Raw genomic sequence first — 25101 nt, 5'->3', positions numbered from 1 at the left:
CCTGGCGCTAGGTGACTGTATAGCGCACGTTGAGCCAGGTCGCCAGTTTTTGCCCGACCTCGGCCATGCCGCCGCAGCCGCCGTCCGCCTCCTTGAGCTCGAATTTGCGGCGCCCGCCGTTGCCGTTCGGGTAGCTGATGCCGAGGCTGGTAAATTTACCGCCGCAGGAGTAATACACGGTCATCCGCGCGGGGTCCGCGCTGGCGCGCTTGAGCGGGCGGTGCAGGCGGCCGTCGCGGTAGACCGTGGTGGGGAGCCATTTCACCAGGTCGTTGAACCACGGCCAGAGCACGAACAGGGCGAACATGCTGTACGCCAGCGGGCCGTCGTTGGTCTTGTGGGTGGGCTCGCCGAGCGAGCCAATCACCGCCACGAGGATGAAGGTATCCAGGACCAGCAGGATCAGGACGCGGGAGACGGACGGCAATAATGAAATCGAAAACGTCTGCTCGTCGCAGCGGTACCGCAAGCGCTTGTTCCGTTGCCACTGCATCGCATCCGCCTATCGTTCATTTCGGGAGCGCATTATAGCGCCCGCCGCCGCGCCGGCGCCGCGTTACGCGGGTTTCGGCTGGTGGTAGATGCGGATGGTTAGGCGGCCGCCGCCCTTGGCCTCGAAGTCCTGCACCTGCTGGATCAGGCGGGCGTCGAGCACGTGGTCGGCCGCCAGCAGCATCAGGCCGTCGCGGCTGATCAGGTCGCGCGACAATTTCATGCCCGGCACCAGTTCGCCCGACAGCGCGGCGACGTCGCCGTTGCCGGCGGCGTCGCCGTTGTTGCCGTCCATGAGCTGGCGGAAGGCCGCCACCACCATCGGGTCGTAACGCTTGCCGCTGCTGTCGTAGATTAGTTGCTTGGCCTCGTCGGCGCGCAATTGGCGCTGCACCATCGCGCCGATCTGCAAATTGTCGTAGTCGGACGCCAGCGCCAGGATGCGCGCGCCCAGCGGAATGGCCAGCCCGGCCAGGGCGTCGGGGAAGCCGGCGCCGTCGAAGCGCTCCATTTGCGAGCGCAACACGGTGGCGGCGCCGCGCAGGTCGTCCAGCGCCATCAGCAATTGCTCGGCGCGCACCGGGTGCTTGCGGAACAGGCCCAGGGTGTCGCCGGTCATCGACGTCAGCGGCGTACTCAGCAACTCGTCGCTGAAGCCGATCTTGCCGATGTCGAGCAGCAGCGCGGCGATGAAGATTTCCTGGATTTCCTTGCCCGGCAGCGCCATCTCGACGCCGATGCGGCGCGCCAGGTCGGCGGTGCGGCGCGAGTGGCCGTTCAGGCTGCCGCCGCGCATTTCGATGATGCTGGAAAACAGTTTGATGGTGGTGACGAAGTTGCTCTTGAGTTTTTCGTTGGCCTGCAACACCTCGTCATGGGTCTTCTTCAACTGCTGGGTGCGCGCCTCGACCTTCGCCTCCAGGCTCTGGTTGAGCGTCTTGAGCTGGTCGTTCTGCTGCTGGGTCAGGCGTTCGAGGCGCAGTTTTTCCTGCTCCAGCACGCGCCGCTCGAGCGCGTGGCGCACCACCAGCGCGATGTCGTTGTCGTCCCACGGCTTGGTGATGTAACGGTAGATCTCGCCGCAGTTGATGGCGTCGAGGATGGACTGGATGTCCGAATAGCCGGTCAGCAGCAGGCGGATCACGCCGGGCCAGCGCTGGCGCACCTGGGCCAGGAATTGGGCGCCGTCCATTTCCGGCATGCGCATGTCGGAAATAACCAGGTCGACCGCCTCCTTTTCCAATACCTCGAGGCCGGCCGCGCCGCCCTCGGCGGTGAGCACGCGGTAGCCCTTGGCGCGGAACAGGCGCCGCAGCGACGACAGGATGTTCGGCTCGTCGTCGACGCACAGCAAGGTCAGGGGCGGCGTGGCGACGGGCGGGGCCGGGGCGAATAATGCTTCTGTCATGAATGGGGGTCCTTGCCTTGCTGTTCGGCGTGCCGGATTGGCAGCGTGATGCGAAATGTGGTGCCGCGGCCGGGTTCGCTGTCGACCTCGATGCGGCCCTCGTGTTTTTGCACGATGCCATAGGACAGCGACAGTCCCAGCCCGGTTCCCTTGCCGATGGCCTTGGTGGTGAAGAAGGGGTCGAAGATGCGCGACAGGTTTTCGCGGGCGATGCCGGCGCCGTTGTCGGCCACCTCCAGCCAGACCGAGGCGTCGTCGCAGCCGGTGCGCACCGTGATGGTGCCGCGCCGCTCGCCGATGGCGTGGGCGGCGTTGACGACCAGGTTCATGACCACCTGGTTGATCTGCGACGGCAGGCATTCGATATCGGGGATGTCGGCGTATTCCTTGACGACGTCGGCCTTGTATTTGACCTCGTTGCTGACGATGTTCAGCGTCGAGTCGATGCCGTGGTGCAAATTGGCCCAGACCCATTCCTGGCTGGCGTCGACGCGCGAAAAATCCTTCAAGTCCTGGACGATGTGGCGCACCCGCACGATGCCTTCCTTCGACTCGCCCATCAGCACCGGGATGTCCTCGCGCAGGAAGTCCAGGTCGATTTGCTCGCGCATCGTCCGCAGCGCCATGGCCAGCGCCGGCGCGGCGACGCTGGCCTCGGCGTCCTGGTAGGCGCGCAGCATGGCGAACAGGCTGTCGAGGTAGCCCTGCAGGGTGCCGAAGTTGGAAAAAATGTAGCCGATCGGGTTGTTGATCTCGTGCGCCACGCCGGCCGCCAGCTGGCCGATCGAGGCCAGTTTCTCCGACTGTAGCAGTTGCTGCTGGGTCATCGACAGCTTGTCGTTCAGTTCGGTCAATTCGAGGTTGCGCCGGCGCAGTTCGGCGTCGGCGACCTCGCGCTGGCGGATATCGTCCTCGAGCCGCTCGTTGGCCTCGGCCAGCTGGGCGGTGCGCTTCTCGACGATGTGGCCGAGGTTGTCGTGGGCGCGCCGCAGCGCGTTCTCGGCGACGCGCCGCTCGGTGACGTCGCGCATGGTTTCGATGGCGCCGACGATGTTGCCGTCGCCGTCGCGCAGCGGCGCGGCGGTGAAGTGCAGCCAGTGGCCGCCCTCGCCGATGTTGGGGAAGAAGTCCTCGGCCTCGTAGGCGCCCGGGATCACCGCCGAGCGTTGGTGGCGCGCCAGCGCGACGCTGTCGGCGTCGACGATCAAGTCCGACAGCATGGGCCGCTCGCGCGCGTAAAAGGCCAGGCCGTGCTTGCTGCGCGCGCCCACCATCTCGGCCGTGTTCCAGCCCAGCAGGTGCTCGCAGGCCTTGTTCCAGTGCGTGATGACGTGGTCGGTGTCGATGGCGAAGGTGGCCACCGGGTGGCCGTCGAAAAACTCCGACAGCGCGATCGACGCCGGCGCCGCCGGCGGCTCGGCGGGGGGCGGGTGCGGCGTGTCGTTCAGTTTGCTCATACGCGGGCGCCCTCCGTCAGCCGACCAGGATCTGGCTCATCTCGTGGAAGGCGTGCTCGGTCTCGCGCAGCAGCGCCAGCCCGGCCTCGTCGCTCAGCGCCAGGGTGCGCCAAACCCGCGCCGACATGGCCGGCACCAGCTCGTCTTCCTGGCCCGACAGGTCGAGCGCGTGGGCCAGGATGTCGGCCACGTGGATTGCCAGCGGCAGCGAGGCGACGTCCTGTTCCAGCAGCTCGTGGTGGCTGGCGACGGCGCCCTGGATCGCCGCCGGGAATTTCCAGTGGGCCGCCAGCGCGCCGCCGACCACGGCGTGGTCCAGGCCGAACACCGCTCGCTCGGCCTCGGCGGTGCCGCAGTCGTGGGCGCGGCGCCACGCCAGCGCCTCCTCGTACTGGGCCGGGAAGCGGGTCGCCAGCACCAGCGTGCCGAGGTCGTGCAGCAGGCCGGCGGTGAAGGCGGTTTCGGCGTTCTGGCGCAGCCGCGGCGCCAGCGCCTTGGCGGCCACGGCGGTGGCCACCGAATGGCGCCAGAAGCCCGGGAAGTCGAAGCGGCTGCCCGGCAGCGGGGCGATGGCGCCGGTCACCGAGCAGGCCGTCACCAGCGTGCGGATGCTGTGGAAGCCGAGCACCGCGATGGCTTGCTGGATCGACGTGACCTTCGACTGCATGCCGTAGAACGAGGAGTTGGCCAGGCGCAGCGTTTTCGCCGTCAGCGACTGGTCCAGCGTGATTTTCCCGGCCAGCAGGTGGACGTCGACGTCCTCCTCCTGCATCGTCGACAGCAGCTCCATCACCACCACCGGCAGCGACGGCAGGTCTTGGATGCGTTTGACGATGTCCTCGATTGACAGGGCGGCCATGTTCATCCGTTCTCGCGGTAGGTGGTCAGCAGTTGCAGCAGCCGCGGCGTGGCTTCCTCGGCGGCGCTGCGGCGGAACAGCCGCTCCAGCCGGCGCAGTTGCTGCGCCACGCGCGCCGCCCGCGCCGCCGCGTCCTCGGCGGCGTCGCCGGCGTCGGCCGGCAGCACGCTGCAAGCGTCGACGCCGCGCCGGCGCAGCGACGCCAGGTTGGCCTCGGTCAGGGTGGCGCCGTCGGGCAGCAGCACGCTGCCGTTGGCGTCGCGCAGGTCGCCGGCCAGCACCATGCCGGCGCGCGCCGCGTCGAGTTCGATGCGCTGCGCCTGGGCGCTCACGGCGCCGCCCCGCACAGCGGCGCGGCGCAGCGGCTCAGCGTGATCAGGCTGCCGCGCGAGGCCGAGTTGGCGCCCATCGGGTACACGGCGATCGAGTAGGCCACGCCGTCGACCTCGGCGATGTGGGTGTTGGCGGCGCCGGGCACGGCGCCGTCCTCGAACAGGTCCGGCAAGACCAGGCTGGCCTCGTTGCCGAGCAGCGCGCCGGCGCGCCGGAACAGCGTGTCGGCGGCCGCGTTGATGAAGGCGATCATGCCGTCGTCGTCCATGCCGATCACCGGCAGCGGCAGGAATTGCAGCAGTTCGCGGGCGATGTTCAGGCTGACCTCGTCGCGGCTGATCTGCTGCTGCTTCTGGCGCAGCAGCTCCTCCATCTTGCGGTTGGCCGAGGCCAGCTCGTGGTTGGCGGTGCGCACCTCCAGGTTCAGGCGCTCGTTCTCGTCGGAGATCTCCTTCAGGTGGAAGGCGGCGGCGATGTGGCCGCGCAGCAGGTCGTCCTCCCACGGCTTGGTCAGGAATTTGTAGATCGCGCCCTCGTTGACGGCGTCGGTCACCGATTGCAGCTCGGTGTAGCCCGAGAGCATGATGCGGATCGTGTCCGGGTACAACTGCTTGGCCGCGCGCAGGAAGTCGGCGCCGATCATGCCGGGCATGCGCTGGTCCGAGACGATCACGTCGATCTGCTGGTGCGCCAGCAGGTCCAGGCCCTCCTGGCCGCTGTTGGCGGTGAAGATCTGGTAGTCGTCGCGGCGCAGCAGGCGCTTGAGCGAGGCGACGATGTTTTGCTCGTCGTCGACCAGCAGCAGCGTGCGCTTTTGCTTTTGCATGCGCAGCAGGTGCGGCGGCAGGCAGCGACCCTCGCGCAGCAGCGCGCTGATGTCGTGCGGCGCCATCGGCGCGGCGAAGAAGTAGCCCTGGATCAGGTCGCACATATTGCGCCGCAAAAAGTCGCACTGGGCCTCGGTCTCGACGCCCTCGGCGACCACCTTGATGCCCAGGTTGTGGGCCATCGAGATGATGGTCTTCGACAGCGCGGCGTCGTCGATGTTGGTGACGATGTCGCTGATGAAGGCGTGGTCGATCTTGACGAGGTCGAAGGCGAACTGCTTCAGGTTGCTCAGCGAGGAGTGGCCGGTGCCGAAGTCGTCCAGCGTCAGGCACACGCCGAGCGCCTTGAACTGGGCCAGGCTGTAGGCGCTGGCCTTGGCGTCCTCGGTCAGCGCGGCCTCGGTGATCTCCAGGCTGAGCGCGTCCGGGCCGAGGCCGAACTCGTTGAGGGCGGCGGCCACCGCGCCGGCCAGTTGCGGGTCGCGGAACTGGCGCGGCGAGATGTTGATGGCGATTTTCAGGTCGGGCTGGCCGGCGTCGCGCCAGGCGCGCATGTCCTGGCAGGCGCGCCGCAGCACCCAGTCGCCGACGTTGCCGATCAGGCCGCTCTGTTCGGCCAGCGGCACGAATTCGCCGGCCGCCAGCAGGCCGGCGCCGGGGCGCTGCCAGCGCACCAGCGCCTCCAGGCTGGCGATGCGCCCGGTTTGCAGGTCCACCAGCGGCTGGTACATCAGTTGCAGCTCGTCGCCGGCGATGGCCTGGCGCAGCGCCGCCTCGATGCCGATGCGTTCGAGCGTGCGCAGGTTCATGCCGGTGTCGAAGTACTGGTACTTGCCGCCGCCCTGTTCGCGCGCGCGCGCCCGCGCCATGTCGGCGTAGCGCAGCAGCGTGGCGGGGTCGCTGCCGTCCTGCGGGTAGAGCGTGACGCCGATGCTGCAGACGGCGTGCACGTTGTGGTCCTCGAGCGCGAAGGCGGCGCCCAGGCAGGCGAAGATGTCGTCGCAGGCGGCGGTGATGTCGGCGGCGCTGTCGACCTCGTCGAGGATGATGACGAACTCGTTGCCGCCGTGGCGGGAGACGGTGTGGTGGCTGCGCAGGCAGGCCAGCAGGCGCGCGGCGCTGTCGCGCAGCAGTTGGTCGCCGGCGGCGTGGCCCAGGCTGGCGTTGACCAGGTTGACGTTGTCGATGCCCAGGCACAGCAGCGCGACGGCGTTGGCGTGGCGGCTGGACTGCAGGATGGCCTGCCGCAGGCGGTCGTTGAACAGGCTGCGGTTGGGCAGGCCGGTCAGTTCGTCGTGCACCGCCAGGAAGGCCAGGCGCTCCTCGTTTTGCTTGAAGGCGGTGATGTCGTTGAGGATGCCGATGTAGTGGGTGACCTCGCCGCGCTCGTCGGGCACCGGCGAGATTTGCAACTCGTTCCAGAACAGCGTGCCGTCCTTGCGGTAGTTGCGCAGCACCACCTGGACTTGCTCGCGGTTGCCGATGGCCTGGCGCACGGCGGCGACGCCGGCCTGTTCGCGGTCGTCGTTTTGCAGGAAGCGGCAGTTGCGCCCCATCACGTCGATCAGCTCGTAGCCGCTCATGCGGCAAAAGGCCGGGTTGGCGTACATGATCGGCAGCGAGGCCTGGCTGGCGTCGCAGATCAGCACGCCGTTCAGCGACGCCGCCAGCGCCCGGTTCGACAGTTGCAGCATGTCCTTGAGCTGGCGCCGGGGCTCGAGGTCGCTGACCCACCACAGCAGATGCTCGGGCTGGCCGGCGGCGTCGACGATACAGTAGCTGGCGATCTGCGCCCAGTTCAGCGTGCCGCCGCGGCGGATCAGGCGTACCTCGTGCTTGCTGCTGGCGCCGGGGCTGGCGAGTAGGCGCGCCATGTCGGCCTGCAGGGCCGCGCCGTCGTCGGACACCATGCGCCGCGTAAAATGTTTGCCGACCAACTCGGATTCGGCGAAGTCGAGCAGTTTGCACATGCGCTCGTTGGCGTGCAGGAAAAAACCGGCCAGGTCGAGGTGGACGATGCCGACCGGGGCCTGGTCGAAGCTGGCCTGCAAGCCGCTGTGGGCGGCGGCGCGCGCGTCCGGCGTCGTGCCGGCGGGCGCTTCACTGGCTTGCTTCTGGTTTGCGTCCATCAAACTGTCCCATCCTTACAGAGCTGGCGTCCGGGAGGGGTGGCCCCGCCCGCTGCGACCACGGCTGCGGTGGCATTTTATTATACGGCGAAAGATTGGCTTTGCCGTGCCGCCGGAACATTTTTTGCATTCGCGCCCAACGTGCGGCCGCGTACAGAGGCGCCGCCGGCTTTGGCGCACCCTCGCTGGCACACGCCAACTACTTTGGAGGAAACATCATGAGCGACATCATTGCAGGCCATTTCCAGTTGCAGCAGCAAATCGACGAGGCCCGCGCCGCGCTAGTGCGGGACGGATTCGCCGAGGCGCGCATCAGCGCCTTTTACGTCAACCAGCCGGGCCAGCACGACGTCTACGAGTACGGCGGCGACCGCGACATTTCGCCGGGCGCCAAGGACACGCCGCAGGGCGTGGGCAAGGGCGTCGTCGCCGGCGGCGCGATCGGCGCGGCAATCGGCGCGGCGACCGCGCTGGTGACCGGGCCGGCCGGGCCGGTGGTGGGGGCGCTGGTTGGCGCCCACGTCGGCTCGCTGTATAGCCTGCACAACATGAAGGAGGCCGGCGAGGCGGAACGGGGCGGTGAAAACCGCCTCGAACCGCGCCGGCCAGGCATGTTGATCGCCGTCGCCTGCGCCGACGCGGCCGAGCAGGAGCGCGCGCTGGCGCTGCTGGGCGGACTGGGCGCCGAGCACATCGAACGGGCGCAGGGCGATATCGTCGACGGCGACTGGGTCGATTTCGACCCGCTCAGCCTGCCCGTTCCGGCGCGCTGACGGGCGTTGGCGCCGCCCGGCGGCGCGCCGCCGCCTCGCGGGCGGGCGCGGGCGGGCCGAATAATTTGCCTACTTTAAAGGCACAATGTCGGTATTATTCCTGTTAGTATGAAATTAGTACCTTGCCACCGGCCCATGCCGAAGTGGACCATGGCCGCCGCCGCAACGCCGCCGCCAGAGGAGCGCTAACGAGTATTGATAGGAGGACGCGTCAATGACACAAGCATGGGTGGTTCTCACCAGGGTGGACGGGCGCGACGTGGCGGCGCCGTCGGCGGCGCAACTGGCCGAGGCGCTGGGCGAGGTGTACCGCGCGCCGTCCGGCGCGGAAGGCGCCGGCGCGGCCGTGCTGCGTTTCGGCTACGACGACGGCTTGATGTACGAGGTCGAAGTGAGCGGCGGCGGCGACGTCAAATTCGAGGAATGGTCGGACCGCGATTGCGAGATCGCCCTGGCCAGCCCGAGGCGGATGGCGGCGCTGAGCCAGCCGGACGCGCTGCAGTTGTGGACGTGGCTGGCGCAACGCCAGGTCGCCAAGATCCGTAGCCAGCCGTGGCATTCGGACGGCTAGTGGCCGCGCCGCCCCCCTTGCCGTTCATTGCGCGGGCCGGCAACGCTGAACATCCACCCGAGGCAACCAGCCGGGGCCAAACCTTCAGGTTAACCCCGGGGCTACGCCCTTGGTGTGAATCGTTGCCACGCCGAAGCCGCCTACCTGAATGCCCGACTGTCCGCCTAATGCGCCATCAGCACCGGAATCGTCATGCTTTCGAGCACCGTGCGGGTGACGCCGCCGAGAATGGTTTCGCGAAAGCGCGAGTGGCCGTAGGCGCCCATCACCAGCAGGTCGGCCGCCAGGTCGGCCGCGTGCGAGAGCAGGGTGTCGCCGACGGCGCCGGGGCGGCGGCGGCCGCGGCCGCCTTGGCGCGGCGACTGGCGCAGCGCGATGTTACCGATCACGCCGTGGCGGCGCAGGTAGAGCGCGATCTCGGCGCCCGGGTCGGCGCCGTGCTCGGCGGCGTTTTGCTCGGCGTCGAGCACGACAATGTGTACTTCGGCCGCCTGTTTCAGCAGCGGCAGCGCGGCGCTGACGGCGCGGCTGGCCTCCTTGCTGGCGTTCCAGGAAATGAGCGCGCGGCGCGGCGCCGCCGCCGCCGCGCCGGCGTACGGCACGATCAGCACGGGCCGGCCGGAATGGATCACGACATAGGCGGGAAAGTCGCTCATGACGGCGCTCGACGGTTGCGCCGGGTTCAACTGGCCAATGACGACCAGGTCGGCGTAGCGCGCCAGCAGGCTGACGCCGCCGCCGGCCTCGTCGTCGACGACGCTCTGTTCGAACCCGTCCAGGCCCAGCGCCGCCATGCGCTGCTCGAAGCCGGTCAGGGCGTGGCCGGCGCGCTCGCGCAAAAAGCTCAGGTGCAGCGCCAGGTTCGGGTCGTCGTCGATGTTGGTGACGTTCTGGTAAAGGAAGCGCGAGACGCCGGTGAGTGCCACGCCGACCAGGTGGCCGCCCTGGCTGCGCGCGATGGCGGCGGCAAGGTCGATGCGCGCGCCGGCGGAGGCGCCGTCGTCGATATGCACGAGTACGGTTTTATAGGACATGGCGTGGTCCTTACAGTGCGGATCCTTCCATGGTACCGGAAAACGCGCGCGCGCGCCCTGTCGCCGCTCAGCCGGGAGCAAGCTGGGCGTTTGATCCAACGCAATATCGAGTGCAGGCGCACCTCATAGACTAGGTTTTTAATTGTAAAAACAATAATCAGCGACGAGGAGTAGACATGGACGATAAAAAAGTGGCCCTGGTAACGGGCGGTATGGGCGGCCTGGGCACGGCGATTTGCCGCCGCCTGCACAAGGCCGGTTACACGGTGGCGGCGACGTATTCACCCGGCAACGACCAGGCCCAGCACTGGATCGAGGCGGAAAAGGACGAGGGCTTCCGCTTCACCGGCTACAAGGTCGACGTGGCCGACTACGCCGACTGCGAATGGATGATGCAAAAGCTGCTGGCGGAGATGGGGCGCATCGACATATTGGTGAACAACGCCGGCATCACGCGCGACCAGAGCATGCGCAATATGAAACCGGAGGATTGGAGCACGGTGCTGCGCACCAACCTCGACAGCGTGTTCAACATGAGCAAGCAGGCGCTGGAGCCGATGCTGGCGCAAAAATGGGGCCGCATCATCAATATTTCGTCCGTCAACGGCCAGAAGGGCGCCTTCGGCCAGAGCAACTACGCCGCCGCCAAGGCCGGCATGCACGGTTTCACCAAGGCGCTGGCGCTGGAAGTGGCGCGCCACGGCATTACCGTCAACACCGTCTCGCCCGGCTATTTGCGCACGCGCATGGTGACGAAGGTGCCGGGCGAAATCATGGCGACCAAGATCCTGCCGCAAATTCCGGTCGGGCGCCTGGGCGAACCCGACGAGGTGGCCGCGCTGGTGGCCTACCTGACGTCGGAGGAGGCCGGTTTCGTGACGGGCGCCAATATCGCGATCAACGGCGGCCAGCACATGAGCTGAGCGGGCCGGCAAGGGGCAGTGGAGGAGACAACACCGCCGAGGCGGCGCATAGACGCAGGTCCGGCGAGTGGTAGCAAGCGGCGCGTGCCGTGGCGGTAAAGACGGGTAGTCCATGCGCCAGTGGTGAATCAGTAATGAATCACTGGTAAAAAAGCAGTAAAGCGCAGCGGTAAAGCACAGCGGTAAAGCATCGTAGTAAAGAGCGCGTGTAGTGGCGGGGCCCGCAGCGTAAGCGTCGATCAGGCGCCTTATCTGCGGGCCTTTTCCATATTCGTCTGGCAGGCGATGCAAAAGCGCGCCTCCGGGCGGGCGTCGAGGCGCGAGACGCCGATGGCTTCGCCGCAGCTTTCGCAGATGCCGTAGCTGTCGTCTTTAAATTTGGCGAGCGCATGCTTGACGGTGCGCAGTTGCGCGGCGTTGTGCTCGGCCGCTTCGTTGACCAGCTCGTTCAAGGTGCGCAGGCTGGCGTTGTCGGCCGGCGAGGCCTCGATTTCGCTGGAGGCGCCCGCGCGCAGGCCGGCCGCGACGGCGTCGTCGGCAAGCTGGCTGAGCAGCGAAACCTTGCGCCGTTCCAGCAAGCTTTGCAGCCGCGAAATTTGTGCCTGGTCCAGTCCGTTCATTGCCGCTCCGCCCGGGGTGTGCCTACCCAGCCATGGTAGCCCATCGTCCGGCGTCCGGCTTGAGGTACTTGAGGCGTTTCGATTGACTCAGCTCAACGGGGCCGCGCGCGTCTGTGCAGCGGCGTAAATGCAGGGCCAGAAGGTCTGGCCCCGGCTCTTTGCCTTTGGTGTAAATTTCAGCGTTCGCGTCCCTCTGACGCCATCCCCGACGCCGCGCGGCGGCGTCAGCCCGGGCCGGCTTTGTCCTTTTTCAAACCGGCGAAATGCTCGTGCATGTGCCCCAGCGCCTTGGCGACGCGGTCGGGTTTGCCGGCGATGACGGCGCCGGCCAGGGTCAGCAGGTCGCTGCCAATGGCGATCAAGTCTTTCAGGTTGTTGATCCGGGCGATTTTTTGTTTGGCCGTGTCGGTTAGCTCCATCAGGCTGTGCTGCGACGTGTCCAAGCCCTGTAGCGCGTAGCCGCCGGCGTCGATGTAGAGTTCGTTGGCGCGCTGGCGCAGGCTGACCTCGGCGTCGAACATGGTTTGCGCCTCGGCCTGGCTGAGCACCAGCTCCAGGCCGGGCGGGGCGGCGCCCCCCAGCGGGCGCTTGCGGATCGCCCGCATCACGCGCGTGTGCAGCGCGTCGGCCGCGTCAGACAAGCTGTCGGCCAACTGCTCGACCTGGCTGGCGCTGGCCAGCGCCGGGTCTTTCCGGTCTTGGTAATCCATGCGGGTTTCTCCTTGCTGGCTCTTCAGTGCTGGCTGGCGTCGGGCGCGGCGCGGCTGGCGCGCACGTCGGCGCCGGGCGCCGCTGGCGTCGGTTCTGGCGGCTGCCCCAGTTGCGCGGCCAGTGCGCGCTGGCCCTGGATAAGCGCGGCCAGGTTGTGCTCGGCCACGCGGTGGCGCCGCTCGACCAGGCTGTATTCGGCCGCCTTGTTTTGCTGGTGCGCCCTGGCCAGCGTGGCCAGCAGACGGTCGCGCGGCGCGTCGGCGAAGGCGATTTCAATGTCGAACAGGCCGAGCACGATGCGCTTTTCGTTGGCGCCGGTTTTGTCGTAGTAGCGCAGCAGCGCCGCCATTGCGTCGAGCAGACTGCGCAAGGGCGCGTCGCCGTCATTGACCATGGCGCGCACGGCGCGGTCCTGGTAGGGCGCGCTGAGCGTGTTCGCGACCAGCGTGGTCAGGCTGGTGTAGGCGGCGACGTGGCGCTCGTCGATGCCGCTGTCGGGCCAGGACTGGATGGCGGCGCCGGCTTGCGCGGCCGGCGCGGGGTGGCGCTTTTGCTCGGCGCCGGCCAGCGTGCCCAGCGTGTGCAGGTAGCGCACCACCGCTTGCTGGATGCGTACGATGTCGTCGTAGGCGGCGCGGCGGCGGACGTCGAGTTCGCGTTCGCGCGCGTCGGCCTGCCGCGACAGATACGGTTGTTCGCGCTGGTAGGTGTCACGGTAGCGCTCGCTCAATTCGGCGAAGGCGTCCAATTTGGCCGACTCGGCGGCAAATTCGCGCACCTCACGCATGCGCTCCTTGCTGGCGGTGGCGCAGCCGCCCAGGGTAATTGCCAGTCCCAGCGCGATGATACAGTGGCGGAGTTTCATGCGTTCTTTCGGCAACGTTTACCTGTCCTATTGATAGGATATTGTTGCGCCTGGCTGCGGGCGCCGTCTTGAGCGAAAACAAGGCGCCGGCGGGTCGGCCGCGGCCGCGCCGACGGGGGGGAGCTAAACGTCGCTTAGCGCGGCGCGCCAGCCCAGCCCGGCGTCGGTGCCGGCGCGCGGCCGGTATTCGCAGCCAATCCAGCCGGTGTAGCCGATCCCGTCGAGCAGGGCGAACAGGTGGCGGTAGTTGATTTCGCCGCTGCCCGGCTCGTGCCGTCCGGGCGTGTCGGCCAGTTGTATATGCTTGATCGACGCCAGGTTGGCGCGAATCGTGTTGCTCAGCTCGCCCTCCATGCGTTGCATATGATAGATGTCGTATTGCAGGAACAGATTGCCGCGGCCGCAGTCGGCGATGATGGCCAGGGCCTGCGCGCTGCGCGACAGGAAATAGCCGGGCATGTCGTAGGTATTGATCGGTTCGATCAGCACGTCGACGCCGTGCGGCCGGCAGCGGTCGGCGGCGTAGCGCAGGTTGTCGACGAAGGTGGCGCGGGCCAGTTCGGCGTTGGCGTGCGGCGGCGTGATGCCGGCCATGCAGTGGAGTTGCTTGACGCCCAGCGCGGCGGCGTAGCGCAGCGCCAGGTCGACGCCGCCGCGGAACTCGGCCGTGCGCAGCGGGTCGCAGGCCATGCCGCGTTCGCCGGCGGCCCAGTCGCCGGCCGGCATGTTGTGCAGCACCAGCGTCAGGCCGTGGCGGCGCAGTTGCTCGGCGATGTCGCGCGCTTCGTAGGCGTAGGGGAAGAGGAATTCGACGGCGTCGAAGCCGGCTTGCCGGGCGGCGCCGAAACGCTCGAGGAAATCGTACTCGGTGAAGAGCATGGACAGGTTGGCGGCGAATTTGGGCATGGGGTGCAGGGGCAGTGGGTGTTGCTATCTTAAAGCAAAACCAAGGGGGGGCAGACCCCGGGGACCCGACCCCGGCTCTTTGCCCCTGGTATGGGGCTGCCGCAAGGTTCAAGCGGGCGCGGCCCAAATAAAAAACCGCCGCGGACTTGCATCCGGGCGGTTTTGTTTGCTGCTGGCTGGCTGCTGCTTAGCGGCCGCGGCCGCCGGAGCGGTGCGTTGCCGCCGAGCGTGGGGCGCCACCGCCGCCGCCACCGCTACGGGCGCCGCCGGCCGCGCCGCCGCCGCCGGCGCTGCGTGGCTTGGCGCCGCCGCCGGCCGCCTTGACGCGCACCGTGGTACCGGCCGGCGCGCGGCCGTTGCGGTGGCCGCCGGTGCCGCTGCGCAATTGCACAGGCTGGGCGCGGGCGTTCAGGTCCGGCTCAAAGCCGGCGATGACTTGGCGCGGCAGCGTTTGCTTGATCAGCTTTTCGATGTCCTTGAGCATTTCGTGCTCGTCCACGCAAACCAGCGAGACCGCTTCGCCGGTGGCGCCGGCGCGGCCGGTGCGGCCGATACGGTGCACATAGTCTTCCGGGATGTTCGGCAGGTCGTAGTTGACGACGTGCGGCAACTGGTCGATGTCGATACCGCGCGCGGCGATGTCGGTGGCGACCAGCACTTGCAGCGTGCCGTCCTTGAACTCGGCCAGCGCGCGGGTGCGCGCCGACTGGCTCTTGTTGCCGTGGATCGCCAGCGCGCCGATGCCGTCGGCGCCGAGTTGCTCGACGAGCTTGTTGGCGCCGTGCTTGGTGCGGGTGAATACCAGCACCTGGGTCCAGTTGTTGGTTTTGATCAGGTACGACAGCATCGGGTGCTTCTTGTCGCGGTCGACCGGGTGGATCTTCTGGGCGATGACTTCGACGGTCGAGTTGCGGCGCGCCACCTCGATCATTGCCGGCTTGTTCAGCAGGCCGTCGGCCAGGGCCTTGATCTCTTCCGAGAAGGTGGCCGAGAACAGCAGGTTCTGGCGTTTCGGCGGCAGTACCGCCAGCACTTTTTTAATGTCGCGGATGAAGCCCATGTCGAGCATGCGGTCGGCTTCGTCGAGGATCAGGATTTCGACCTTCGACAGGTTCACCGTGCCCTGGCCCATGTGGTCGAGCAGGCGGCCGGGCGTGGCCACCAGGATGTCGACGCCATGCTTGAGCTGCTTGATCTGCGGGTTGATGCCAACGCCGCCGAAGATCACGGCCGAGTTCAGTTTGGTGTACTTGCCGTACACGCGTACGCTTTCCTCGACCTGGGCCGCGAGTTCGCGGGTCGGGGTCAGGATCAGCGCGCGGATCGGACGCGTCGAGGTGTTGCCGGTCAGCGCGGCGCCGTTGGCGTCGGTCGACAGGCGGTGCAAGACCGGCAGCGTGAAGCCGGCGGTCTTGCCGGTGCCGGTTTGCGCGCCGGCCAGCAAATCGCCGCCGCCCAGCACCGCTGGAATCGCTTGAGTCTGGATCGGGGTCGGTACGGTGTAGCCGTGTTCGGTAACTGCACGGACGATGGCGTCGGACAAACCGAGTGAGGAAAAGGACATGGTAGCTTTATTGTGAGATCGGCCTGTCGCCGAGAAAGGCGCCAGTCGCAGGCAATCAGATTAGGGTCAGAAGACAGCGGCAAGGGGACTGGTCGTATGTGCCGCACGCACGGAGTATAACAGCGTTGTGATTGGCGGCGTTAATTGTTTCAGGCCGGCAATGGGACGCGGGCCGGCGCGGCGCTGTTGTAATCCGGTCGGTCCGGTATGAAATCGCGGGCGTGGCGGGGCGATTGCCGGTAATATTTATTGGCGCCCGTCATTGAATCGCTGCTGTTGCCGCGTCCATTTATCCAGAGGAAAGCATGAAACTAGCCGATATGAAGATTACCACCCGCCTCTATCTGGGCTTCGCCTGCGTGATCGCGCTGCTGGGCGTGATGGTCGCCGTGGCGCTGGCCAATTTCGCCACGCTGGCGCAGGCCAACGCGATCAACGCCCACACCTACGAGGTGCTCGACGAGGTCGACGGCATGCTCGAAAACCTGATCAACATTGAAACCGGCGAACGCGGCTATGTCATCACCGGCCAGGAGGCGTCGCTGGAACCTTTGAATATGGGCAAGACCGGCTTCAAGGCGCGTCTCGACAAGGCGCGCGCGCTGACGTCGGACAATCCGCTCCAGCAGCAGCGCCTGCTCAAGATGGAGGAGGCCCAGCGCCAGTGGATGGCGGCGGGCATCGAGCCGGTGCTGGCGCTGCGCAAGGACGCCGCCGACGACGCCGAGAAGATCGCCGCCGCAGTGGCGCTGGAGCGCCAGGGCCGCGGCAAACAGGGCATGGACGCGATGCGCGGCATGCTCGACGAGATCGGTAAAACCGAGTCCGCGCTGCTGGCGCAGCGCGGGCAAGCGCTTGCCGGCCTGCAAACCCAGACCGGCGCGGTGCTGCTGGGCGGCGGCCTGCTGACGGCGCTGCTGGCGGCGCTGGTCGCGTACTGGCTGGGGCGCAACATCAGCGGGCCGCTGCGCACCGCCATCGACCTGGCCAAGCGCGTCGCCCACGGCGATTTGACGGCGCAGGTGGTGGTGAGCTCGCGCGACGAGACGGGCGAACTAATGCAGGCGCTCAAGGACATGAACGAGAGCCTGGTCAAAATCGTCGGCGAGGTGCGCGGCGGCACCGACACCATCGCCACCGCCTCCGGCCAGATCGCCAGCGGGAATCTGGACCTGTCCTCGCGCACCGAGCAGCAGGCCAGCTCGCTCGAAGAGACCGCCTCGTCGATGGAAGAGTTGACCAGCACGGTGCAGCAAAACGCCGAGAGCGCGCGCCAGGCCAGCGACCTGGCCCATTCGGCGTCCGAGGTGGCGGTGCGCGGCGGCGCGGTGGTGGGGCGGGTGGTCGAGACGATGGGCTCGATCAACTCGTCCTCGCGCAAGATCGTCGACATCATCGGCGTCATCGACGGCATCGCCTTCCAGACCAATATTCTGGCGCTGAACGCGGCGGTCGAGGCGGCCCGGGCCGGTGAGCAGGGCCGCGGCTTCGCCGTGGTTGCCTCCGAGGTGCGCAACCTGGCGCAGCGCTCGGCCGGCGCGGCCAAGGAAATCAAGACCCTGATCGACGACTCGGTCGAGCAGGTCGACATCGGCACCCGGCTGGTCGACCAGGCCGGCACCACCATGCGCGACATCGTCGCCAGCGTGCAAAGGGTCAGCGACATCGTCAACCAGATTTCCTCGGCCAGCGACGAGCAGCGCACCGGCATCGAGCAGGTCAACCAGGCCATCGTCCAGATGGACCAGGTGACGCAGCAAAACGCCGCGCTGGTCGAACAGGCGGCCGCGGCGGCGGCGTCGATGCAGGACCAGGCCGCCAGCCTGGCCACCGCGGTCAGCGTGTTCAAGACCAATCACGCGCCCGCCGCGAGCGCGCCGACGCCGCGGCCGCGCGCGCAGCCGGTGGGCAAGTTGACACCGCGGGCGGCGCCGCCGCGCCTTGCCGCCACGGCCAACGCCGTGCGGAGCCGGGCTGCGCCGCAGGCCAAGGCCGGCGCCGGCGACGCTTGGGAGGCGTTCTGACGGCATAGGGCGGCGCCGGAGGGGAGGGCGTGCGACGGATGTCGCATGAAAAGCTTGATCTTATGTGACGCATGTCGCATAATTGCTTCGTTAGTCACAAACGGAGTACCGCAGATGTCCACCCCATCCGTCACCGAACTGAGCCTGCTGAAGGTGCTGTGGAAACAGCAACCGCTGAGCGCGCGCGAAATCCACGAGGGCGCCGCCGACGAGCTGGGCTGGTCGTTTTCGTCGACCCGCAAGACGCTTGAGCGCATGCTGGAGAAACACATGCTTAGCCAGCAGAGCCTGCACGGCATGCTGGTCTACCGCGCCGAACTGGACAAGGTCGCCACGCTGGCCGCGTTCGCCCGCGACTTCGGGCGCCGCGTGATGGAACTCGATAGTCCGCTGCCGGTCAACATGTTCAGCGGTAGCAAGCTGGTCGACCAGGACGAACTGGCCGAGCTGGAACAGTTGCTGCAAGACTGGCCCGGCGACGCCAAGGAGTAAGCGCGATGGACATGCCGCTGCTTACCACCCTCATTTCCTTGAAACTGTTATATGCGAGCCTGGTGTCTTTGCTGGCCGGCCTGCTGCTGTGGGGCGCGCTGCGGCTGGCGCTGCGGCGCTGGCCGGCGCTGGCGGCCCAGCGCGCGCTCTGGCTGCTGGCCCAGGGCGTGGTCGGCGCCGTGTTCGTGCTGGCGCTGCTGCCGCACAAGCCGCGCTGGAGCGTCGTGCCGCCGGTGACGGTGACGGCCGCCACGCCGCTGGCCTTGATGGTCGGGCCGGCCGCGGCGCCGGCGGGCGCCGCGACGCGCCTGGACTGGCGCCTTGGCCTGCCGGCGTTGTGGCTGCCCTTGTATCTGGTCGGTATGCTGTGGGCCTTGCGGCGGGTGTGGCGGGCGCAGCGGCTGTGGCGCCTGATGCTGGCCGCGTCGGTGCGTCTGGACGGGGCGCAGCTGCGCGCCCATCCGGCCTTCGGCCCGGCCCAGGTGGCCGAGCTGGAACGCCGCGGCCTGGCGGTGCGCCAGACCGCGGCGGCGGTGTCGCCGATGCTCGCCGGCCTGTTCAAACCTTGCCTGTTGCTGCCCGCGCATCTGGATCACTTCAGCGTGCAACAGCAGCAGATGATCGTCGAGCACGAGCTGACCCACTGGCGCCGCCGCGACCCGCTGTGGCAGGCGCTGGCGCTGTTGCTGCAAAGCGTGTTGTGGTTCAATCCGGCGCTGCGCTGGATGGGCGACAAGCTGGGCTGGGCGCAGGAACTGGCTTGCGACCGCCAGGTGCTGGCCGGGCGGCCGCAAGAGCAGCGCCGGGAGTACGCGGCGGCGCTGGTGTTGCAGCTCAAGGCGCAAGCCGGCGCCGCCGTTGCGCAGCCGTACGGCATGCCCGGCTTGGCCTTCGGCGGCGGCGGCGGCGGCATGCTGGAGCGGGTGCGGCTGATGCGCCAGGCCGGCGCCGGCAAGCTCAGCGCCTTCGGCAAGTGGGTGCCGGGGCTGTCCTTGGCGGCGGTGCTGCTTGCCGGCGCCGTGCTGCGGCCGGCCTTCGCCTGGGGCGAAACGGTGCCGCTGGCGGCGGCCGTGCTGGACGCCGTGGCCGAGGTCGCCGAGGCGCCGGTCGAGCTGTGGCGCAATCCGCTCGACGTGGTGCGCGTCAACAGCTGGTACGGCCACATCGGCAACGTCCATCGCAGCGCCCACAAGGGCATCGATTTCGGCGCGCCCAAGGGCACGCCGGTGCTCGCCGTGGCCGCCGGCACGGTTGGCGAGGTCGCCCGCGACTCCCGCTACGGCATCTATATCATGCTCGAACACGCGCACAAGCGGCGCTCGATGTACGCCCACCTCGACAGCAGCGCCGTCAAGGTCGGCGAGACGGTCGCCGCCGGCGCGCTCATCGGCAAGGTTGGCAGCACCGGCATGGCGACCGGCCCGCATCTGCATTTCGAGATGTTCGAGGAGGCGCGCCGCGTCAATCCCCAGGTCAAGTTGACCGAACTGGACGGCAAGGGCGCCGGACGCAACAAGTATCCCCCGCCCGCCCGCTAGTGTTTGCGTTCCGGCGCGCCAGTCGCGGCGCCGGTTCCCCCCCCCCCCCCCCCGGGTTTTTGCTTCCGGCGCGCCCGGCGCGGCGCCCGGTCCCCCCCCCCCCCTGTCGGCCGATGATGTTTTGCCACGGCGTGCGCGCCGTCGCTTCGTCGCGCCTATACGTTTGTGGATATTAAAGATGAGATATCAAACTTTATTGTATGGCGCGCTGGCCCTGGCCGCCGGCCGCGCCGGCGCCGGCGCCGCCGCCGAACCTGAAGCGGCGGCGCCGATGCCGCAGGTGCTGGTGACGGCCGGCAAGTTCGACCAGCGCCGCCACGGCGGCACCGGCCAGATCGTCGTCGGCCACGAGGAGATCGTGCGCCAGGGAGACCGCAGCCTGGCCGACGTGCTCAAACGCCTGCCCGGCGTCAGTATCGGCGGCGCGCCCGGCCAGGGCGGCGAGATCCGCATGCGCGGCCTGGGCAGCGGCTACACCCAGATCCTGCTCAACGGCGTGGCCGTGCCGAACGGTTCTTCGCTCGATTCGATTGCCCCCGAGCTGATCGAGCGCATCGACATCCTGCGCGCCCCGACGGCGGAGTTCGGCGCGCAGGCGATCGCCGGCACCATCAACGTGGTGTTGAAGAAGGCGCTGGCCGGCGGCCAGCGCGAGGTGAAGCTGGGCCTGGCCGAACAGCACGGCAAAACCTCGCCGCAACTGGCGGCGCAATGGTCCGATCGCGCCGGCGCGCTGTCGTACACGGTGGCGGCGACGGCCACCGACACGCGCAAGGCGACGCCGGCGCGGCAGGTGCAGCGGGGGCGCGACGCCGGCGGCGCCTTGCAACTGTCGCGCCGCGGCGACTGGGTGGAGCGGGGCGACGAGCGGGTGTTCAGTCTGGCGCCGCGGCTGAACTGGGCGCTGGCCAACGGCGACACGCTCAGTTTGCAGAACCTGTATAACCTCAAGCTGGTCGACAACCAGCGGCGCACCGGCGAGCGCACCGACGTCGGCGCGCCGACCGAGTTTCCCGACAACCTCGGCACCTTCGTTGCGCGCGGCGTCCAGTGGCGCAGCGACCTGGGCTGGGTGCGCCAGTTGTCCGAGGGCGCCAGATTCGAACTTAAACTGGGCGCCAGCGACTTCCGGCGCTATTCCGACTTCCATTTCTACGGCCTCGACGGCGACGCGCGCCGCACCGGCGAGCACCACGTCGTCTCCCCCGCGAACGAGCGCGGCGCCACCGTGGCCGGCACTTGGCGCCGGCCGATCGGCGAGCGGCACGCGCTGGCGCTGGGTTGGGACGGCGGCCACAAGCGCCGCCGCGAGTCGCGCCTGGAAACGCTGTTCGGCGCCGGCGGCACGGCGCTGGGCGGCAGCGACGAGCACTACGACGTCGCCATCCGCCGCCTGGCCCTGTTCGCCCAGGACGAGTGGGAGATCGGAGCGCACTGGTCGCTTTACCTGGGCTTGCGTTGGGAAGGCTTGAAGACGCTGAGCGAGGGCCGCGGCCTGGACGCGGTGGACGTGCGCTCCAGCGTCTGGAGTCCGCTGCTGCAAAGCCGGTACAAGCTGGGCGGCAAGGACCAGCTGCGGCTGGCGTTGAGCCGCAGCTACAAGGCGCCGGCGATCCTCGACCTGCTGCCGCGGCGTTTCACGGTCGACAACGACAACAATCCGAGCAACCCGGACACCCAGGGCAATCCGGCGCTGCGCCCCGAGCTGGCGTGGGGGCTGGACGCCGGCTACGAGCATTATTTTGCCGGGCAGGGCATGCTGAGCGCGAATTTGTTCATGCGCCGCATCCAGGACGTGCGCCAGGAGTTGCTGTTCCAGCGCGACGGCGTGTGGATCGCCACGCCGGCCAACGGCGGCGCCGCCAGCGTGCGCGGCGTCGAGCTGGAGGCCAAGCTGGGCTTGCAATCGCTGTGGCCGGGCGCGCCGGCGCTGGACCTGCGCGCTAACTTGACGCGCAACTGGTCGCGCGTCGAGCGCGTGCCGGGGCCGGACAACCGGCTCGACGAGCAAACGCCGCTGAGCGCCAACCTGGGCGTGGATTATCGCTGGCCGGGCGCCGCGCTGACCGTCGGCGGCAACTTCAACCTGCAAGGCGCCGGGCCGGTGCGCCAGTCGAGCAAGTTGAGTTCGCGCGACAGCGCCAAGCGCGAGCTGGATGTCTATGCGTTGTGGACGTTGGATGGCAAGACGCGGCTGCGGCTGTCGGCCGCGAACCTGCTGCGGCGCGACTACACCGAGCAATCGCACTACCAGGACGACTACGGCGCGCTGCGCACGACGCGCACCACCTCGACCTATCCGAGCGTGCGCCTGACGCTGGAGCGGCAGTTGTAAAAAAACCAGCGGCATGGCGCTGGTTCCGGTATCCGCAACAGTCGGCAATCGTCGGTCGGATGAGCGCGACGCGTAATCCGACCTACGGCATACTTAGGCGAACGGCGCCAGCAGGGCGACCATCTGGCCGAAAATCTTCGGGCTGGCGGCGATGACGTCGCCCTTGTACAGGTAGTCCGACTCGCCGCTGAATTCGCCGACGATGCCGCCCGATTCGGTGATCATCAGGGCGCCCGCCGCGATGTCCCAAGGCTTCAGGCCTTTTTCGTAGAAGCCGTCGAGGCGGCCGCAGGCGACGTAGGCCAGGTCCAGCGCGGCCGAACCGGCGCGGCGCACGCCCTGCGCGCGTTCACCCATGATCTGGTACATCTTCAGGTATTCGTCGAGCGCGCGCGGGCTGCCGGCCACGTAGCCATTGCCCAGCAGGGCGTTGGAGATGCGGTCGAGCTTGGTGACGCGGATGCGTTTGTCGTTCAGGTAGGCGCCGGCGCCCTTGGTGGCGGTAAACAGGTCGTTGCGCACCGGGTCGTAGATGACGGCTTGCGTGACGACGCCGCGCTGGGCCAGCGCGATCGAGATGCAGTATTGCGGGAAGCCGTGGATGAAGTTGGTGGTGCCGTCGAGCGGATCGATGATCCACTGGAATTCGTTCTCGTCGTGCGTGTTGGCGGAAGCTCCGGACTCTTCGGCCAGGATCGCGTGGGTCGGATAGGCCTTGGTCAGCACCTCGATGATCGCTTGTTCGGCGGCCTGGTCGATATCGGTGACGAAATCGTTGTGTTGTTTTTCGGTGACGACGACGCGGTCGAGGTCAAACGAGGCGCGGTTGATGACGGTCGCGCCGCGACGGGCGGCTTTGATCGCCGTATTGAGCATTGGGTGCATATGAGCTTCCGGTAAAAGAACGCTAACGCCCAGCGGGACGTTTCCGGCCCGCGGCGCGTTAGAGTACAAGAATGAATTAAAGAGCGGAGCGGTGCCGAAATGGTTAAAATCCCGGCCTGGAGCGGGTTTTTCGCTCCGCTGTGACCCGACAATCCCGTATCGATACCGCGCAATAGCGCTATTTTAAATGAACCTGCCCGAAATCAACACGTCTCTTTTCACACGCCTGCGATTTATCCTGGTCCAGACCAGCCGCCCCGGCAATATCGGCGGCGTCGCGCGCGCCATGAAAACGATGGGATTTTCCGAACTGGTGCTGGTCAATCCGCGCTTTCCCGACGCGCTGCAGGACGAGGAGGCGGTCGCCTTCGCCAGCGGCGCCCAGGATATCCTGGCCGGCGCGCGCATCGTCGGCTCGATGGCCGAGGCGCTCGACGGCTGCAATTTCGCCGCCGCCGTGTCGGCCCGGCTGCGCGAATTTTCGCCGCCGGTGCTGGCGCCGCGCGCGCTGGCGGCGCAGCTGGCCGGCAGCGCCGACCTGAACGCCGCCCTCATTTTCGGCAACGAGCGCTTCGGCCTGCCGAACGAGATCGTCGAAAAATGTAATGTGTTGATCAATATTCCGGCCAATCCCGCGTATTCCTCGCTGAACCTGTCGCAGGCCGCGCAGGTGTTGGCCTACGAATGCCGCGTCGCCGCGCTGGGCGACGCCCAGGGCGCCACCGACATCGGCTTCCACGGCCAGGCCGCCGGCCTGACGCAGATCGAGGGCATGTACCAGCACTTGGAGCGGGCCCTGGTGGCGATCGATTTCCTCGACGCCGACAACCCGAAAAAGCTGATGCCGCGGCTCAAGCGCCTGTTTTCGCGCACCCAGCTGGAAACCGAGGAAGTCAACATCCTGCGCGGCATCGCCCGGCAGATTCTGGCCAAGAGCAAGCCCTAGCGTTAGCCGCCGCCCAGCTCGAAGGGCTGGGCCCGGCCGCAAAAAATATTCTCCAGCACGCTACGTTCGCGCCCGACGATGGTGGCGACGAAGTCGCGCGGCCGCTTCATTTGCTTGAAGGTGCTGAAGCCGCGCTCGAGGAAGCGATGCAGGTCGCCCAGTCCGGCCAGCCGGGCCGGCCCGCGCATCACGCCCAGCGTCGTCGCCAGGAAGGGTACCCGCACCAGCTCGCACAGCGAATCGCCGAGCGCCTTGACCAGCGTCAGCTGGCTGTCGCGGTCGGCGTGCGCGCTGACGGCGCGGTAGCCGTCTATATACTGCTGCTCGCTGAACGCCGCGCCCAGCGCGCGCGCCAGCGCCGTGTCGAGCCGCTCGGACAGCGCGTCGAGGACGATCGCCTGGGTGATGGTTTGCAGCGCGTGCAGCGGCAGCAGCCGCTGCATGGTCGGGACGATGCGCGCCAGGTCGGCGTCGCGCTGGCTCAGGTCGGCCGAGCCGTACAACTCGTCGAGGAAAAACAGCGCGGCGTGGTGGCTGTCGGGCGCGGCCAGCAGGTCGGCGTGGCTGCGCGCCAGCCGCGCCGACTGGAATTGCTTGAGCGCGGTGCGCGCGGCCAGCAGGCCGGGGTCGCGCCGGGCCGCCAGGCGCTCGGCCTTGACGGCGCCCAGCTGCTGCTCCAGGGTCTTGACGAGGTCTTCTTTTCTCATATGGCACTTTTACCAGATCTTGCTTGCCAGGGCACGCAACTTTGAGCAAGCCGCGCTAGACGGGACGCTCTATTTTTGCGCCGTGGCGGCGCCGGGCCTTGGCGTACACTGGCCGCATACATAAAATAGGGAAGCACAGACATGCGGATATCGCGCAGATCCTTTCTCAAGGTCGGTGTCGTCGGCGCGCTCGTGCTGGCCGGCGGCGGCGCCGTCTACCGGCTGGTGCGCGGGCCGACGCCGCCCGGCCGCTTCGTCCTCGACGGCGCGGCCGGCGCGGCGCTGGCGGCGATCGCCCCGGCCATGCTGGGTTCGGCCGTGCCGGCCGGGCCGGCGCCGCGCGCCGCCGCCGTCGCCGCCGTCAGCGAACGGGTCAACCAGGCCATCCTCGGCTTGCCGCTGGCGACCCAGCAAGAGGTGCAAGACCTGTTCGGCCTGCTGGCGCTGGCGCCGGCGCGGCGCTTCGTCGCCGGCGTCCCCGGCGGCTGGGCCGAGGCCACCCCGGCGCAGCTGGCCGCCTTCCTGCAAAGCTGGCGCACGCACCGTTTCGCCGCGCTGCAAAGCGCCTACCACGCCTTGCACGACCTGGTTATCGGCGCCTGGTATAGCGACCCGGGCAACTGGGCGGCGATCGGCTACCCCGGTCCGATCAAGGAACTGGGCTAAACAACTATGCGACAACTATGCGATGCATTTTGAGGA

The 25101-nt window shown here is 68.0% G+C and carries 23 protein-coding genes; 9 read left to right on the top strand and 14 right to left on the bottom strand.

All coding sequences use genetic code 11. The features are described 5' to 3' along the window. Positions 1-7: 7 nt before the first annotated feature. The 6 genes from JANGC3_RS0111660 to JANGC3_RS31500 all read right to left on the bottom strand — a co-directional run bounded on the left by JANGC3_RS0111660 (position 8) and on the right by JANGC3_RS31500 (position 7505). Positions 8-493 (bottom strand): hypothetical protein, encoded by a 486-nt coding sequence (locus tag JANGC3_RS0111660; RefSeq protein ID WP_017876670.1) that lies wholly within the window; start codon positions 491-493, stop codon positions 8-10. A gap of 63 nt (positions 494-556) precedes the next feature. Beyond that, positions 557-1900: an HD domain-containing phosphohydrolase gene (locus tag JANGC3_RS0111655; RefSeq protein WP_026132868.1), complete on the bottom strand. Its 1344-nt coding sequence runs from the start codon at positions 1898-1900 to the stop codon at positions 557-559. Continuing rightward, entirely contained in the window at positions 1897-3357 is a 1461-nt protein-coding gene (locus JANGC3_RS0111650; protein ID WP_017876668.1) for an ATP-binding protein, read from the bottom strand. Before JANGC3_RS0111650 ends, JANGC3_RS0111655 begins: the two co-directional genes overlap by 4 nt. Before the next feature lie 16 nt (positions 3358-3373). Beyond that, complete coding sequence (locus JANGC3_RS0111645) at positions 3374-4216, bottom strand: HDOD domain-containing protein (protein ID WP_017876667.1); 843 nt, start codon at positions 4214-4216, stop codon at positions 3374-3376. 2 nt (positions 4217-4218) lie between these two features. After that, positions 4219-4548: a hypothetical protein gene (locus tag JANGC3_RS29135; protein WP_157406576.1), complete on the bottom strand. Its 330-nt coding sequence runs from the start codon at positions 4546-4548 to the stop codon at positions 4219-4221. Next, entirely contained in the window at positions 4545-7505 is a 2961-nt protein-coding gene (locus tag JANGC3_RS31500; RefSeq protein WP_017876665.1) for an EAL domain-containing protein, read from the bottom strand. The genes JANGC3_RS29135 and JANGC3_RS31500 overlap by 4 nt, the downstream gene beginning before the upstream one ends. A gap of 218 nt (positions 7506-7723) precedes the next feature. Here JANGC3_RS31500 and JANGC3_RS0111630 point away from each other — a divergent pair, with 218 nt between their 5' ends. After that, entirely contained in the window at positions 7724-8278 is a 555-nt protein-coding gene (locus JANGC3_RS0111630) for a hypothetical protein (RefSeq protein ID WP_017876664.1), read from the top strand. A gap of 214 nt (positions 8279-8492) precedes the next feature. Next, a complete protein-coding gene (locus JANGC3_RS0111625) occupies positions 8493-8849 on the top strand; it encodes a hypothetical protein (RefSeq protein ID WP_035787640.1) in 357 nt (118 codons plus the stop codon). A gap of 164 nt (positions 8850-9013) precedes the next feature. On the opposite strand, the gene JANGC3_RS0111620 is transcribed toward JANGC3_RS0111625, so the two are convergent. After that, positions 9014-9883, bottom strand: coding sequence for a universal stress protein (locus JANGC3_RS0111620; RefSeq protein WP_017876662.1), 870 nt, complete (start codon positions 9881-9883; stop codon positions 9014-9016). A gap of 176 nt (positions 9884-10059) precedes the next feature. Between JANGC3_RS0111620 and phbB the strand changes: the two genes are divergently transcribed. After that, positions 10060-10806 (top strand): acetoacetyl-CoA reductase, encoded by a 747-nt coding sequence (gene phbB, locus JANGC3_RS0111615; protein WP_017876661.1) that lies wholly within the window; start codon positions 10060-10062, stop codon positions 10804-10806. A 248-nt stretch (positions 10807-11054) separates the two neighbouring features. Here phbB and JANGC3_RS0111610 read toward each other — a convergent pair whose 3' ends face one another. From JANGC3_RS0111610 to JANGC3_RS0111590, 5 genes are all read right to left on the bottom strand, one after another. Further along, complete coding sequence (locus tag JANGC3_RS0111610) at positions 11055-11426, bottom strand: TraR/DksA family transcriptional regulator (RefSeq protein WP_017876660.1); 372 nt, start codon at positions 11424-11426, stop codon at positions 11055-11057. A gap of 224 nt (positions 11427-11650) precedes the next feature. Then, positions 11651-12136 (bottom strand): hypothetical protein, encoded by a 486-nt coding sequence (locus JANGC3_RS29125; RefSeq protein WP_017876659.1) that lies wholly within the window; start codon positions 12134-12136, stop codon positions 11651-11653. 23 nt (positions 12137-12159) lie between these two features. Next, entirely contained in the window at positions 12160-13002 is an 843-nt protein-coding gene (locus JANGC3_RS29120; protein WP_017876658.1) for a hypothetical protein, read from the bottom strand. Between the two features lie 123 nt (positions 13003-13125). Further along, the gene (gene otnI, locus JANGC3_RS0111595; protein WP_017876657.1) at positions 13126-13908 is read right to left on the bottom strand and encodes a 2-oxo-tetronate isomerase; all 783 of its coding nucleotides are present in this window, start codon (positions 13906-13908) and stop codon (positions 13126-13128) included. A 187-nt stretch (positions 13909-14095) separates the two neighbouring features. Beyond that, on the bottom strand, positions 14096-15472 hold the full coding sequence (locus tag JANGC3_RS0111590) for a DEAD/DEAH box helicase (protein WP_026132867.1): 1377 nt from the start codon (positions 15470-15472) through the stop codon (positions 14096-14098). A gap of 305 nt (positions 15473-15777) precedes the next feature. Here JANGC3_RS0111590 and JANGC3_RS0111585 point away from each other — a divergent pair, with 305 nt between their 5' ends. From JANGC3_RS0111585 to JANGC3_RS0111570, 4 genes are all read left to right on the top strand, one after another. After that, complete coding sequence (locus tag JANGC3_RS0111585; RefSeq protein WP_026132866.1) at positions 15778-17496, top strand: methyl-accepting chemotaxis protein; 1719 nt, start codon at positions 15778-15780, stop codon at positions 17494-17496. 114 nt (positions 17497-17610) lie between these two features. Then, positions 17611-17988 (top strand): BlaI/MecI/CopY family transcriptional regulator, encoded by a 378-nt coding sequence (locus tag JANGC3_RS0111580; RefSeq protein ID WP_017876654.1) that lies wholly within the window; start codon positions 17611-17613, stop codon positions 17986-17988. 5 nt (positions 17989-17993) lie between these two features. After that, the gene (locus JANGC3_RS30805) at positions 17994-19526 is read left to right on the top strand and encodes a M23/M56 family metallopeptidase (protein WP_051068280.1); all 1533 of its coding nucleotides are present in this window, start codon (positions 17994-17996) and stop codon (positions 19524-19526) included. A gap of 178 nt (positions 19527-19704) precedes the next feature. Beyond that, a complete protein-coding gene (locus JANGC3_RS0111570) occupies positions 19705-21861 on the top strand; it encodes a TonB-dependent receptor plug domain-containing protein (protein WP_081611831.1) in 2157 nt (718 codons plus the stop codon). Between the two features lie 93 nt (positions 21862-21954). On the opposite strand, the gene JANGC3_RS0111565 is transcribed toward JANGC3_RS0111570, so the two are convergent. Then, entirely contained in the window at positions 21955-22737 is a 783-nt protein-coding gene (locus JANGC3_RS0111565; RefSeq protein WP_017876651.1) for an inositol monophosphatase family protein, read from the bottom strand. A 196-nt stretch (positions 22738-22933) separates the two neighbouring features. Between JANGC3_RS0111565 and JANGC3_RS0111560 the strand changes: the two genes are divergently transcribed. After that, positions 22934-23692 carry an RNA methyltransferase gene (locus JANGC3_RS0111560; protein WP_017876650.1) on the top strand — a complete coding sequence of 253 codons (759 nt, stop codon included), beginning with the start codon at positions 22934-22936 and terminating at the stop codon, positions 23690-23692. 2 nt (positions 23693-23694) lie between these two features. Here JANGC3_RS0111560 and JANGC3_RS0111555 read toward each other — a convergent pair whose 3' ends face one another. Further along, positions 23695-24399 carry an FFLEELY motif protein gene (locus JANGC3_RS0111555; RefSeq protein ID WP_017876649.1) on the bottom strand — a complete coding sequence of 235 codons (705 nt, stop codon included), beginning with the start codon at positions 24397-24399 and terminating at the stop codon, positions 23695-23697. A 141-nt stretch (positions 24400-24540) separates the two neighbouring features. Between JANGC3_RS0111555 and JANGC3_RS0111550 the strand changes: the two genes are divergently transcribed. Further along, complete coding sequence (locus tag JANGC3_RS0111550) at positions 24541-25065, top strand: hypothetical protein (protein WP_026132865.1); 525 nt, start codon at positions 24541-24543, stop codon at positions 25063-25065. The last annotated feature ends 36 nt before the right edge of the window (positions 25066-25101 follow it).

This window comes from Janthinobacterium sp. CG3, from assembly GCF_000344615.1.
Lineage (GTDB): Bacteria > Pseudomonadota > Gammaproteobacteria > Burkholderiales > Burkholderiaceae_D > Janthinobacterium.
This window is presented reverse-complemented; position numbering and strand designations above follow the sequence as displayed.